Below are 13475 nucleotides of genomic sequence, written 5' to 3' on the forward strand. Positions count from 1 at the left end.
TAGCCAGTCTGGACTGACATACAGTATATTCACTTAAATTTAATTAATTTTACGTAAAATTTAGTAGCGGTTTAAAAATTCCCCTATAAATCGGGTTAAAATTGGCTTCAGACATTAAAAATATAAAAATATTATGGGCAGATTGTTAATAAAACTTATAGGTTTAATCCTATTTTTCACAGGGTTATACTTTTTTGGTCAAAATATTATATTTGTTAGCGGTTACTACATACCTTTTTCCAGCAGATTACCAGCGACAGCTTCCGTATTAGCGATTATGGCAGGTGTGTTTACATTGGTGTTTTATCGCAGAGAAGCTAGTCAGCTTGGATGGATTTTGTTAGGTATTGGGATAGTACTAGTTTTCTTGAGTGGTGGAGTAATTTTCAGATCAACTAGCTTATGGAATCTATTTGTTGCTTTCGGCGCATTAGCAACTGGATATAAATTATTGAATGAGGGCAGAATAAACTTTTAAAGTTTTGAAATATAATCAAATTTTATCATATTTGCTATAGCAATCTTATTTGATTAATATGAATTGAAAGACAAAGTTCCTCAACTTATCACAGAAGTTGGGGACTTTCTATCTCGCGAATAACTTAGGATTGTGATAGTAGCCAAAACTACACTTGTCGCTACTTCATATTACAGTCAGGAAAATTTGACATTATAATTTCTCTATCTGCTCTACTAGTGCTGAGAGTGCATTAGAGCGCTTAAATTAACTTTTAGTTAAGTGCCAATTTGACGTTCGACAGGCACACATAATCCGTGTCAACTGGATGGATAGTCTCTTAATGATGACTTTAGATCGGGGGGTTTTACTAAGGTTGAGGCTACTATTACAATGGAAAATGTTGATTATGAGGAACAAGCAAGAATGACCCAAGTGATTCTTGGAGAAAATGAAGCAATAGACTCAGCTTTGCGTCGGTTTAAACGTCAGGTTTCCAAAGCTGGGATATTAGCTGATGTGAAATATCATCGGCACTTTGAAACACCCATTGAAAAACGCAAACGTAAGGCAGTGTCAGCTAGACGCAAAAGAAATTTTAAATAAACCTATGAGCTTTGAAGGATGGCTTCGTTTCTCTTGGAATCACTGAAGAGAGAATCGCGATCACGCACACCTGTTTTTTTAAGGATGGGCAGCGTAACAGCGTCAGCCATTATTTTTACAAAAATTAAGAAAACTATGCCGCACCTCAATTACGGTATAGAGCGCGTTAAGGGCTTTATTTTGGTTGGATGGAGCAAGCTAAAATCGCTGCCCATCAACCAAAATAAGCGCCTTTACCAAACAAGCTGGCCCCTAAGACTCAGAATTATTAATGGTGCGGCTATTACAAACATTCATCGCCTTTTCTACTCCCTGTTTGAGACTTAGTTCAATACACTCAACCACAAACTGAAGTATAAGAGACATCTGCTGATTTTCGGCAGAGGAGAATCGCCCCAAAACGTGGGAGACAGTATTAGAATCATCGTTATCAGCTGCACCTTTGGGTTTACCAATACCGATTCGCAAACGGGGAAAGTTTTGGGTACTCAGATGTGCGATCGCACTTTTCATCCCGTTATGTCCCCCAGCCGAACCAGATAAGCGCAGCCGAGTTTTTCCCAAAGGCAAATCCATATCGTCGTAAATTATCAGCACTGACTCAGGCGGCAATTTATACCAACTTGTCACCGCTTGAATTGACTGTCCTGAGCGATTCATATAAGTTAACGGCTTTAGCAAGCGAATCTTACCTCCAACTGGGGCCATACCCTCGCCATACTCACCTTGAAACTTGCGGTTTTCTGCTAAGGAAATGCGCCAAGCACGGGAGAGGGCTTCTACAGCAGCAAAGCCGATATTATGGCGTGTTTGGTCGTACTTGCTTTCTGGATTCCCCAAACCAACAATTAGTTGTGGAATCACCAAAGCTGGTTGTGTAACAGCTTCTGTCATTTTGCCTATAGTCAATTGATATGCATCACTCACTTAGTACAGTGTCTAAGCTAGTTTTGAGGGTTTGTAGTAAGCACTTCAGTGCTTAAAATCCAGGACTAAAGTCCTTACTACGAACTTGTTCACCCTTGGTAGCTAATGAGACAAACTACTAGCTAGGTTGAGAAGAACTAGCGGTAGTATCCTGCTCCGATTTAGCAGGGTAGATTTGCTTAGGTTCCAATTCAGCAGTAGTCTTGACAGCTTCTTCTAACTGTTCTGCTTCTTTTTGAAACTCGGTTTGAAACTCCTTTGAAGCTTCTTGGAAACTACGGATTGTTTTACCCACACTCCGACCAATTTCTGGTAGCTTTTTTGGCCCAAAGATTAACAGCGCCACTACCATAATTACAGCCATTTCCGGCAGACCGATACCAAATATATTCATTTTTGTCTCCTGTCAACTATAGAACCACTACAGAAACTCATATATTATGTAGTCTACTCAATAGTTAGTATGCACTGACCATTCACAAAAAAACCCGGAAGAACCGGGTGTAACTTAACTTGTTATCCAAACTTGATAGCGGTGTATCCGTTAGCGTCCTAAACTCCGCCAATCGACATTTACATCCTGAACTAACAGTGATCTATTGTAAAGTTGCAGAATAATCAGCAAAAACACAAAAAATAGCGCCATAAAAACAGCCATCACAGGGGTAGTACCCCAACCTGGAGCCACTTTTCCATACTCAGAGTTAAGTGGTTTCAGGATATCTCCCAACCTAGTCCTTTGTGCCATAGTTCACCTAATATTACTTGCCAAAGCTTTTTTTAATCTTCTGTAATATTCTATAAGAATAGCACTCATCATCTATCCCTCAATTATGGAACCCGCAATAGTTCTTAGCATTTCTATGGCCGCCGTGGTGATTGCCATCACCGGAATTTCAATTTATACCTCTTTTGGCCCTCCTAGCAAGGAATTGAACGATCCGTTTGACGATCATGAAGATTAAAACAGTCATTAATCATTGGTCATTAGTCAGTGGTTTGTGGTCTGTAGAAAATCACAACTACCCACTGACAGAGCAATAGTGGCTCACTCCAGCCTGGAATTTATCGCTGGTATTACCTTGAAACTGGCGATTTTCCAAGGCTGTATTGTTAAGAGTTGTTGCCCAGATGAGAATTCAGTAGTAGAGGAACGCTCTAATAAATCTACTGTATCTCCTAGATTTAACCCTAAATTACTTTGCAAAGATAACTCGGCTGTTTCTCCGTGACATTCATAACACCGCAGAATTAACTGCTGTGGGTCATCTTCTGATGGCTTCAAGGCCATCAAGATTAAATTTTCAGCTGCTAAACCTAGGAAACTCACCCCCAACCCATCTTTACCAGCAGAAAGGGAAGGATTTTCAGGTGGGTTTTCATTAGCAGGATTCAATATGACTTGTAACGGTATATTCAATTCATAGCCACGCCGTACTGTATGGGCTGATTGCCAGCTACCAGCATGAGGATACAAGGTATATGTAAACTCATGAAAACCTATATCAGCTTCTGAGTCTGGCCAATTGGGACTGCGTAGGAGTGTCAAGCGGAGTTGATTTGGTTTGCTGTCGTAGCCATATTTACAATCATTTAGCAAACTAACTCCGTGAATACCCTCCTGTGTTTCTACTGTCAAATCAGCCCAACGCAAAGCGGGGACTTCCCATTTTGCCTCTTCTGCGGGGGTTTGGGGTTTAGTTGTCCGGCGAATCGCGCCACAGGGAATTTCATAAGTAGCAAAGTCTGCTTCGATATTTAGAGGAAAAGCAGCTTTCACCAATACATGATTTTCTTGCCAATTGACGGTGGTAGCTATCTTCAGTAGAGGTGAACCAGCTTGCAAAATATAGTCTTGGCAAAATTCCGATTCACCCAATTGACGTACCACGCGCACACGAATTTGCACTGGCCCTTGTTCTAGCCACTGAATAGATTGAAGATTTGTTGAGGGTAAGGGATGTTGGGCATAATTGGGGTCTATATTCCAAGCATCCCAATATTGACCGCTATCTTTAAAAGCTTGTAGTTGATTTCCCGCACCACTCAAAAGTTCTCGTTGATAAGTTTTATCAAAAACACTTGATAAATCCCCAGTATCAGGATCGATAACAACCCGCAAGAATTCATTTTCTAAAATCCAGTCTGGGAGGAGTGAGGGAGATGGGGGGGATGAAGGGGATGAAGAAGATGAGGGGGAAAGCCAAAATATGCGGTAGCCTACTGGTGGAATTTCGGTGGCGAGAAATAGTAGGGTTGATGGTTCAGATAATTGGGAGACAAGTTGCTTTCCAGAAGTATCGTAAATCTGCCATTCTTCTTGTGTGGGTAAAGCTACAGAGACTACCTCAGAACGCTGCCAATTGAGAGAATTGAAAACGAAAATAGGTAAACTATTGGGTTTTGGTGGTTCTGATAGGGTAATGTGAGATGCGATCGCTAAAAGTGATTCCTGTAATATCTTCGTTCCCACCTGTTCTACTTGCTGCCACTGGGGTAAGGCATCTATGTAAACTTGGGTAATTGAAGAACCAGGTAAAATATCGTGAAACTGTTGAAATAAAACCTGCTTCCAAGCTGCTTCAATTTTTGGTTTAGGATATGTCACACCACAGCTTATGGTTGCCAAGGTAGCAAAGAGTTCAGCTTCATATAATAAATTTTCACAACGACGATTCCAACGTTTTTGATCTGCGTGGGTAGTGTAGCAACCGCGATGGAATTCTAAGTATAGTTCGTCATTCCAGATGGGGAATGAGGGAGATGGGGAAGCAGGGGGAGAATCATAATTACTGACAGACGCGATGAATCGCGTCTCTACAATTTGTTGTAAATATTTTTCAGCTGTCGTGAATTCGATATCGGGGAAGAAAGGCGACTTTTGCCAGCGTTGGGCGGTTTCTAACATATCACGAGTGGGGCCGCCGCCGTGGTCGCCGACACCGGGAAGCCAGAGGGATTCTGATAAACCAGTTTGAGATTGCCATTCCAGAGCGTAGGATGCCATTTTAACTGGGTCAATGCTTTCACCGATAGGTGCAGACATCAAACTAAAGACTTCGCTACCGTCAGGCGATCGCCACCAAAAAGCTCCATAATCAAATTTAGTAGTATCATTCCACCGTAACTTCTGGGTGACAAAATACTCAATTCCAGCATTGGCGAAAAACTGCGGTAAAGTTGCACAGAAACCAAAAGTATCTGGAACCCATACCATAGTTGAAAACTGTCCAAACTTTTCCTGGATGTATCTTTGACCATACAATAGCTGACGGACTATTGATTCACCAGAAATTAGATTGAGTTCCGGTTCCACCCACATCCCGCCGACAACTTCCCAACGTCCAGCAGCTACCTGTGCTTGAATCGCTTGAAACAAATCCGGGCGATGTTCCTCAATCCAAGCGTAAAGTGCGGGAGTGGAATGGCAGAAAATTAACTCAGGGAAATCTGCTTGCAACTTCAGAACCGACTCAAAAGTGTTTTGCGCCGCATTCCAAGTTTCACTCACAGGCCATAGCCATGCTAAATCTAAGTGAGCATGACCCAATAAGTAAATTTTAGATTTTAAATCCCCCTGCAAAAGAGGGGCTAAGATGTCGGATTGAATTAAGTTTTGGCGTAGAGATAAAAATGACTTTACCAACTCTTCTTCCTCAGTGTCCTCTGCGCCTCTGCGGTTCGTAACCTCCCCCACCATCGCCGCCAAAACATCCAACTTCTCCGGTACAAACTTTTCTAAATAAAGTTGCAACACAGCTAATTCATCAGCCACAAAACCCGGATCGGGATTATTATCAACAGTAGACTCATAAACTAGGAGCGATCGCACTAAAGCACCATCACAATGTCCCGGACTCTCTAACCGCAAAGCTACAACAAACTCTTCTCCTGGTGTTACCCCCTGACCCAGAAGCACTCTCGGCGAACAATCAAATAAATCACCCTTCAGTACTAACTCCCCATTCACATAAATCTCAGCAGAATCTGCCCACCAAACCAGCGCCAGCCGCAAAGATAACCCAGCTAAAGGATAACCCTGTAAATCTTGGGGCACTACCAACCTTTGCACTAGCCATAGTACTTTTTTCCCCCCAGTCCAAGCGATATGTTCTTTAGCATTCAACTGAACAGGTTGCCAATGAGACAAATCAGTAGCGACAATATCAGTAATAATCAGGTCAGATTCCTGATATAGCCAGCTAGACTGAAGATTAACTTGGCAAAAAGAGCGCAGTTGCTCAATTGCTTGTGAGATGATTTTGGTATGAGATTGAGAGACAGTCGGGGTCATATATTCGCTAAGATAAAGTGTTGGTTATTTTTATTGTTTGGCGAGAGTCTCACAACTTAACAAGACTTGAACTAAAAAATTACTACTATGTCTTCTGGTTCCTCTGGTCGTTATCAAAGCAGACTATTTAACTTTGTCCACCAGCAATCTCGGCGGGTGACACAACAGTGGGAACACACCTTCCGGCATTTGCAAGTTGCCACTAAGTGGGGTGTGGAGGCACTACTTTACCCAGTGTATCTACTGTTTCAGTCATCTGAATCATCTGGGAAAACGCTACAGACCAAAGAGCCACAAACTAGACTAAAATTACAACCAAATGATACTGATTTCCAGCCCGAAATTCCAAATGCTGATAGTCCTATTCAACAAGTACTAGAAGCAGTCAATTACGTGTTGTCAGATGAAGCTGTCTCCACTCCTACAAAAACATCTGAAACTTTCAATCCCTTGGCTTTATTGGGAGTTTTTCGGCTGAAGTTTGTTGATAAAAACTCGACAAATAACGTAAGTTATATAGAATCTTCAAGTATTACAGAGAATAAAGCGGGGATTATCAACTCTTTACAGTTAGATAACGCTCTAAAACAGCAATTTCCAGCAGTGCGGGGAATTGCCACAAATTTGAGGAATCGGAATTTAGTACTTGTTACTACCGAAAATGAAATTTTAGATATTTTGACACCCCAGCAGCAGGCAAAGTTAGAAGAGCGAATTATTAACGAAGTTGCTAATTACTGGCAGTCTTGGCGGTTGATTATAGCCAAAAAAGAAACGGAGCTACTACCACAAATTGACCGTTTATTAGCAAAACTAACTGATGGGAATACAACCAAAATTCCAGCTTTAGCTGAGGGCATATCAAAAGATTTACTTAATACTGAAAGATTATTAGCATTTCTAGATATAGCTGTTGCTAAGTTGGAGTCAAATGCTTTAGTACCTGTGCAAGAACGTAGCCAGGAAATTGTTCAAGTTGCCCAAACTCAGTTAAACATATTTCTTTATGGCAAAGAGCAATTAGCTGCTAAGGGAGAAATTGCAACCACTACTGATGGTTTGGAAACTCATACACTGAATATTCAGGCTTTGATTGAGGCGGCGCTTAATTACTTTTTTGGTGTTGGTAATAGAAAAACACTTGATTCAACAACTAGTGATGAGCAATTGCCAGGTAAACTATTATCATCACGCTTTAGAAAAGCCTTGTCTAAAAGCCCTCTATTGGAGAACCAGGATTTAGCTGGTGATCCTTGGCTAACATGGAATGATTTATTTGGAGACACTGAAACCGTTGGTGAGAAATCAGTGAGAGGTTCTCAAGTTCAAAATCCTGCTTTAGCGGCAAGTTTATCAGTAGGGCATTTTCCCCAAAAGAATTTAACTGTAAAACAACCTAAAATCGGATCTGGTTTGGTGCAAAAGAAACAAGCAACTAGTAATCTTGCCTCAAGCCAAAAAATATCTGGAAAAGTTTCCTCTGCAAAACAAACTCAAGCCCATACTTCCCTAAATAAACGCGAGATTCGTAAAGGGGAAATTTTACAACAGCAGTTTCATCAAAGTAGTCAAGTTGAGGCACAGCCAGACTGGATAGAAACCAAAGCAACTTCAACAGGATATGAGAAGCATCCCTTAGAGCAACTTCTGGAATGGGTTGATTATGCTATGCTCTGGCTAGAAGAGAAATTTGTAAAGATTTTTCAGTCATTACGGCAGATGTGGCAGGGAAAATAACACTAATTCGTAATTCGTAATGACGCTCAAGGTCTCGCTAACATAGTTCTTAATTAAAACTTTTGACATACTCACCGCTCTCCTCGACTAATGACATGAAATACCCTACCAAACTTCTGTGATTTAGCTTCGTTTTTTCAGGTTTCAATTCTAGACCGACGACCTACAAAAAACTAGCCAAATCTCTTTGAAAGTAATGCGTAAGAAGAATTCTAAGCGTCAAGACCTTCCTGGAATCAATATATTAAACAACAGAAATGTTGAATGCTGATACAAAACTTTACATTATTAGTTACACTAAGTCTCAAAAGCTTAAATTAGTCAGCAAAACATCATCTCCTCAAACCAATGAACATAGCTGATTTTCTGACACATACAAGATTGAAGATAGCGGAATTTATCTAATAGTGTATGTCCCCATTGTTCGGGAATAGATAAAAGCTGTAAAATCAGATAGGCTATCAAGCTCACGTAAATTTGTATGGTAATACCATTGACGTTTTTGGTAATGAGTTTGTCAAGTTTTAAGTGCATCTTTAAAAACTTCCACAACAATTCAACTCCCCAACGTAATCGATAAATATCCCTAATTTCATCATCATGAACAGCTGCATCTCCCGACTCTGGTAAATTAGTCACTAAGCGAAACTCGGTTTTTGTCTCTAAATCACAGAAATTAATTACTCTATAAGCTTGAGCATCATCAGATGCACCAACTTTGACCAATCCATTTGAGCCATCAAATTCTAGTTTCCAATTGTTTTTTATCCGCAAAACAAAATATTTGTTTTCTTGTACTAATTCTTGGATAAATTTTAATCCAGCAAAACCCCTATCCATTACTCCAACAGCATTTATTGGGAGACTAGACATCATTTTGGAACCAAATTTATAATCATGGTCATGTCCAAAATTGATGAAGTTATCTTCTGGGCTTCCTGTGGAGAGATTTAAGGAACTAAACAGCTTGACTTGATGATGACCTAGTACCCATAACAATTTACTTGTGAGAGTAATAATTGTTGAATCTATTGGACAAATTGCATATTTATTGTGTAACTTTTTTTGAACTTTCTTCTGTACTAATTCATTTAATTTTTGGTAAATCTCTTGAAAAGGTTTTTGGCTTCGATGTAAATTTGCTTTAGAGAAAGTAGAAATATCTACCTCAAAACAATTGTTATTTAATCTGTTAAACAAATCTCGCATACTTGTTAAGCTGTTATCCAGGGCATAGGATAGCCAGCACTCAAAAAACAGACGACTGTTCAATACTGGATAATCGTTTTTTGGCAGGCTTTTCAGTATATCTTTGACAATTTTGGGAAATGAATTTATAATCACAATCAAACTAATATATTTTAAGCCTTAGCCCAAAACTACCATATTTTGGGCTATTTTTATCGGATTTTTCTTAACATTCAACACTTCTGATTAAACAACATACTCGGCATTATAGCGGTTATCAGTCTTGTGAGGTACAGTAGCAGCAGTGAGTAAACCAACCCAGCAAATTCTCTATTGTCACTTCTGCGAATGCCGTATCTAATGCCTGGAGTAAATCAGGGTATGTCCTTGCACCGATGCGACGGAGAATGTTCTTAATCTTGGACCAACAATTCTCAATCGGTGAAAAATCGGGAGAATAGGGGGGGAGATAAATGAGATGAGCGCCAGCAGCGATGAGCAAAGCTTCAAGTTCATCACTTTTATGGATTGAGCAGTTATCCATGATCACCACTGCACCAGGCCAAAGTTTGGGTACGAGCTTTTGGGCGATGAAGGCATCAAAAGTCAAAGCATCGATAGAACCTAAGCCACTCCATTGGGTGAGCAGTCCTTTCAAGCTAATTGCACCAATTACCGAGACATTTTTCCCTTTGCGGTTGGGCTTTTGAGCATAGGTTTGAAGGCCAGGCAAGGCGCGGGCACATTTGCGGATGAAGGACAGATTAACTCCCGATTCATCTAAGAAAATCAGCTCTTCGACGGGTATCCCCCTCAAGAGTTTCCAGTACTCAAATCGGGCTAGTTGGACTTCATCACTACCTTTTTTGTGAGGTGGAGACTTTTTTTTTGAGGTTGAGGTGAAGTTTCCAGCGAACCATCCGATTCACCGTAGCTACCCCAATTAAGACCTCTGTTTTCTCGTAAAGTCGTTCCCGCAATTCGCTTAACGTCGCATCGGGCTGTGCTATGACGAGTTGGCGCAGGATTTCTAACTGTTCAGCATTCAACTTTGTTGCTGTCTGCTCAGTCCGCACCTTGGGGCCTATCATCCCCAATTCTCGATGGCGTTTGAGTAAATTTTGCACAAAACTTAAGGTGACACCAAAGTTTTTAGCCAGTTTTCGTTGGGAAATGTCACCGCAGGCATAAGCATCAACTATTTTTTGACGCAAGTCGAGAGAGTAGGCTTTCATCACCACCAATTATCAGTAGAATTGCTCTCTCCTACTGTACTGAAGTAGACTGATAACCGCTATATATTGAAACCGTGTTTAGTAGTATCACCCGTGTTTTTTCTAAATCCATTCATGCGATAACTTATGAAGAATTTTTATTGAAACTTGAAGTATTTATTTTTGCATTTACTGTTCAAAAAGCATTTCAGTAAAAATCAATTTTAATACTATAAGCTTATTTAATATTTATACTGAGAGTTGAGTCTAAGTCACGGTTGCGCGTAGCACAACCGTCAGCTTATTGTGTGCGATCGCATGAATTGACAGGTGTAGAATTTGATAACCCGCAACTTTGGTTAGTAGTCTGTCAACATAAAAATGACGGATGTAGAGACGCGAAATTTTGCGTCACTAAAAGGTTTTGGATAATACAAACAATCCCCCAAAATTTAATTGACAGACTATTAGGGCGTGTTTTCAAATTCTTAGATCCGCTCAAACTCTTTTTAAGAAGGGCAAAAATCTTTCAAAGTCCCCCTTTTTAAGGGGGACTTGGGGGGATCTAATATATGTTGACTTAGAAGTTGTAGCCAAGTCCTAATTGTAACCCTACATCAGTTTGATCCATAAAAGCAGCATTTACAGCGCCATTTAAGGTAAATCGAGAACCGAGAGGAACGTCTACACCACCAGTTAGGAGTAGTCCAAAATCAGTATTGTTATTAATTTCAAGGGCTACGCCGGCACCGATATAAGGAGATATAGAGAAGGTTTCGTTACCTACCTCACCGGCTGCGCGAGGTCTAAAATCCAAAGTCAAGGGAACCAAAAACTCTGTATTGTCCCCAAACAGTACCGATGGTCTTACTGATATATTACGTGTCAGACCAATTTTACTGATTACTGCAAAGTTACCATCGCTCAAAGCTGTATCGTTGCCGCTCAAACCAATGTTACCAGCAACCCCAATATAGCTGGGGCCACCAAGAGTAGTTCTACCTGGTCTAACACTAGGTGTTGTTCCATCTGCATTTCCTGTTGGTGGTTGATTTAATTGACTGATGTTAACATCAGGCGGGACAAGGACTTGGTTAATTGCATGGATAACACCATTGCTAGCTTTAACATCCGCCTGGATAACTCTGGCATTATTCACTGAGATTTGATTGCTAGCGCGATCGATTTGAATATTTACAGGTCTTTCTTCAGCAGTTTGCAGTTCCCCAGCCGCGAGTTGACTAGAAGTGACTGCACCAGGAACCACGTGATATGTCAAAATCTTAATCAATGCTTGTCTATTTTCTGGTTGCTGTAACTGCTGTAAGGTAGCAGCAGGTAAAGCAGCAAATGCTTGATCGGTGGGAGCGAAGACTGTATAAGGGCCTGGCTGTTGAAGAACATCTGTTAAGCCGGCTGCCTTTAATAAAGAAGTCAGAGTTGTAAGAGAACTACTGGATGAAGCAAGAGTCACAATATCGCTACCAGTTTGAGTTCCACCAACAACATACTGACTAGCTGGAAGATTGCTAGCAATGGGTTGTACTCGTCCCTGTTTAGCCAAAGCTTGATATAAGAGTGCCGCAGCTTCAGCACGAGTTAGAGGTTGTTGAGGATTGAGTTGTTTTACATCTGGATAATTAACAACAATATTAGATTGTGTTGCAGTAGTAACACTGGCAATGGCATACTGCGGGATGCTTGAAGCATCGGTGTAGTAGGTGCTGAGGTCAGTACTGGTTCCAGTGTTGCTAGCGGTTAAGCCTAAACCACTCGTTAAAGCAACGATCGCCTGTACCCTGGGTATTTGTTGATTTGGCGAAAACACATTCCCTGGATAGCCTGCTAAAAATCCAGTTTCGTAAGCGAACTGAATTGCAGAAGCCGCCCAATAACCAGCAGGAACATCACTAAATCCACCTGTGGTTAATTGCCGAACTCGGTTTTGGTTAGGGAAAGCTTTTTGAATCAGGGCGGCAAATTCAGCACGAGTCACAGCTTGATTTGGTCTGAAGCTGCCATCAGGAAAGCCAGCAATCACGTTATTGTCAGCTAGGGCTTGAATGAAGGGACGCGCCCAGTAATCTGAGGAAACATCAGACAAGTTAACTGTTGAAGTTGGAGATGGTGTTGCAGGGGATGGTGTTGCTGGAGATGGTGTCTCAGATGGAACGGTAGTTTGAGATGAAGCTGGGGTAGAAATTACGATGGGAGTTATTGTAGCAGCTGTCATTCCCAGAACTAGTAAAGCAACCCTTGCTGATGGCCAACGAAAAAAACTAAACATAGAAATATCCTCTTTTGAAATTCTTGGATTGACTATTGGAAAATAGTGGGTGCAAGGTTAGGTTAATACAAATATCCAGATGAGTGCTTGGTTTACATCGATTATGGATGGGAACCCCAAATACAACCGTTAACTCTGGAAAATCAAAATGTTGGACATTATGAGTAGCTGCTCTGACATCTCATCACATTTATCCAAATATTCACCACAAATAGTATTATATTCCTATTTGATTTTTAAAGAACCGCAGATAACACTAATAACGATAATCAGTTATTCTGTGCTAATATCCTACGTTGCAATAATAAAGATCATTCGTACAAATAGACGATTTTATCAATAATAAAATCGCCATCAGGCAGTAAGAAAATTGGCTTTTAATAGCCGTTTCTTTATAATTGCCGACGAGGGTTAATACCGTCAAGCTCAATGCATCACGATCTTTGACAAGGTTTAAGAAGTAGCAATGTATATTGACGATATCATGTATTATTATCCTTTAATGGAGATTATACAACTAACTAATGGCTGGATTACGATCAAAAACTTTCACTCTTTAGATAGTTGTCCTTGATAGAAAAATTTCTAATACTAGACTGGAAATTAACAATCGCAATCAAAGATTTAGGGCATGATTGCACCAAGATTTTTACCTCATAATTATTCTTTTGCAAAAGACAATTTTATGGAAATCAATCCAAGGATAAACTAGGATTTTTGATAAGAGTCAGGCAAACCTACACGCGTAGGGACAATTTATAAATT

Annotated in this window: 12 protein-coding genes; 4 read left to right on the plus strand and 8 right to left on the minus strand. The window is 40.5% G+C overall.

The annotated features are described in order from the left end of the window. Positions 1-133: 133 nt before the first annotated feature. The gene (locus FBB35_RS01210; protein ID WP_163930121.1) at positions 134-478 is read left to right on the plus strand and encodes a hypothetical protein; all 345 of its coding nucleotides are present in this window, start codon (positions 134-136) and stop codon (positions 476-478) included. 405 nt (positions 479-883) lie between these two features. Next, positions 884-1063 (plus strand): 30S ribosomal protein S21, encoded by a 180-nt coding sequence (gene rpsU, locus FBB35_RS01215; RefSeq protein ID WP_174713490.1) that lies wholly within the window; start codon positions 884-886, stop codon positions 1061-1063. Positions 1064-1315: 252 nt separating this feature from the next. Here rpsU and pth read toward each other — a convergent pair whose 3' ends face one another. From pth to psbH, 3 genes are all read right to left on the minus strand, one after another. Next, a complete protein-coding gene (gene pth / locus FBB35_RS01220; RefSeq protein ID WP_174708132.1) occupies positions 1316-1957 on the minus strand; it encodes an aminoacyl-tRNA hydrolase in 642 nt (213 codons plus the stop codon). A gap of 151 nt (positions 1958-2108) precedes the next feature. Further along, on the minus strand, positions 2109-2384 hold the full coding sequence (locus tag FBB35_RS01225) for a TatA/E family twin arginine-targeting protein translocase (protein WP_174708133.1): 276 nt from the start codon (positions 2382-2384) through the stop codon (positions 2109-2111). Positions 2385-2534: 150 nt separating this feature from the next. After that, the gene (psbH, locus tag FBB35_RS01230) at positions 2535-2738 is read right to left on the minus strand and encodes a photosystem II reaction center protein PsbH (RefSeq protein ID WP_094327589.1); all 204 of its coding nucleotides are present in this window, start codon (positions 2736-2738) and stop codon (positions 2535-2537) included. A gap of 85 nt (positions 2739-2823) precedes the next feature. On the opposite strand from psbH, the gene psbN reads away from it, so the two are divergent. Further along, positions 2824-2955, plus strand: a complete 132-nt coding sequence (gene psbN, locus FBB35_RS01235; RefSeq protein WP_174708134.1) for a photosystem II reaction center protein PsbN — start codon at positions 2824-2826, stop codon at positions 2953-2955. Positions 2956-3038: 83 nt separating this feature from the next. Here psbN and FBB35_RS01240 read toward each other — a convergent pair whose 3' ends face one another. Then, entirely contained in the window at positions 3039-6284 is a 3246-nt protein-coding gene (locus FBB35_RS01240; protein ID WP_174708135.1) for an alpha-mannosidase, read from the minus strand. An 87-nt stretch (positions 6285-6371) separates the two neighbouring features. Between FBB35_RS01240 and FBB35_RS01245 the strand changes: the two genes are divergently transcribed. Beyond that, complete coding sequence (locus FBB35_RS01245) at positions 6372-8021, plus strand: hypothetical protein (RefSeq protein WP_174708136.1); 1650 nt, start codon at positions 6372-6374, stop codon at positions 8019-8021. 321 nt (positions 8022-8342) lie between these two features. Here FBB35_RS01245 and FBB35_RS01250 read toward each other — a convergent pair whose 3' ends face one another. The 4 genes from FBB35_RS01250 to FBB35_RS01260 all read right to left on the minus strand — a co-directional run bounded on the left by FBB35_RS01250 (position 8343) and on the right by FBB35_RS01260 (position 12710). After that, complete coding sequence (locus FBB35_RS01250) at positions 8343-9365, minus strand: IS4 family transposase (protein WP_174708137.1); 1023 nt, start codon at positions 9363-9365, stop codon at positions 8343-8345. A gap of 121 nt (positions 9366-9486) precedes the next feature. Next, entirely contained in the window at positions 9487-10026 is a 540-nt protein-coding gene (locus FBB35_RS34100) for an IS630 family transposase (RefSeq protein ID WP_254625779.1), read from the minus strand. A 40-nt stretch (positions 10027-10066) separates the two neighbouring features. Then, positions 10067-10444 carry a transposase gene (locus FBB35_RS34105; RefSeq protein ID WP_254625605.1) on the minus strand — a complete coding sequence of 126 codons (378 nt, stop codon included), beginning with the start codon at positions 10442-10444 and terminating at the stop codon, positions 10067-10069. A 559-nt stretch (positions 10445-11003) separates the two neighbouring features. Next, entirely contained in the window at positions 11004-12710 is a 1707-nt protein-coding gene (locus FBB35_RS01260) for a fasciclin domain-containing protein (RefSeq protein WP_174708138.1), read from the minus strand. Positions 12711-13475: the final 765 nt, after the last annotated feature.

The organism is Nostoc sp. TCL240-02 (assembly GCF_013343235.1).
Lineage (GTDB): Bacteria > Cyanobacteriota > Cyanobacteriia > Cyanobacteriales > Nostocaceae > Nostoc.

Coding starts and splice junctions, on each gene's coding strand:
- FBB35_RS01210 (WP_163930121.1), top strand. CDS start 134: ATGGGCAGATTGTTAATAAAACTTATAGGTTTAATCCTATTTTTCACA.
- rpsU (WP_174713490.1), top strand. CDS start 884: ATGACCCAAGTGATTCTTGGAGAAAATGAAGCAATAGACTCAGCTTTG.
- pth (WP_174708132.1), bottom strand. CDS start 1,957: ATGACAGAAGCTGTTACACAACCAGCTTTGGTGATTCCACAACTAATT.
- FBB35_RS01225 (WP_174708133.1), bottom strand. CDS start 2,384: ATGAATATATTTGGTATCGGTCTGCCGGAAATGGCTGTAATTATGGTA.
- psbH (WP_094327589.1), bottom strand. CDS start 2,738: ATGGCACAAAGGACTAGGTTGGGAGATATCCTGAAACCACTTAACTCT.
- psbN (WP_174708134.1), top strand. CDS start 2,824: ATGGAACCCGCAATAGTTCTTAGCATTTCTATGGCCGCCGTGGTGATT.
- FBB35_RS01240 (WP_174708135.1), bottom strand. CDS start 6,284: ATGACCCCGACTGTCTCTCAATCTCATACCAAAATCATCTCACAAGCA.
- FBB35_RS01245 (WP_174708136.1), top strand. CDS start 6,372: ATGTCTTCTGGTTCCTCTGGTCGTTATCAAAGCAGACTATTTAACTTT.
- FBB35_RS34105 (WP_254625605.1), bottom strand. CDS start 10,444: ATGAAAGCCTACTCTCTCGACTTGCGTCAAAAAATAGTTGATGCTTAT.
- FBB35_RS01260 (WP_174708138.1), bottom strand. CDS start 12,710: ATGTTTAGTTTTTTTCGTTGGCCATCAGCAAGGGTTGCTTTACTAGTT.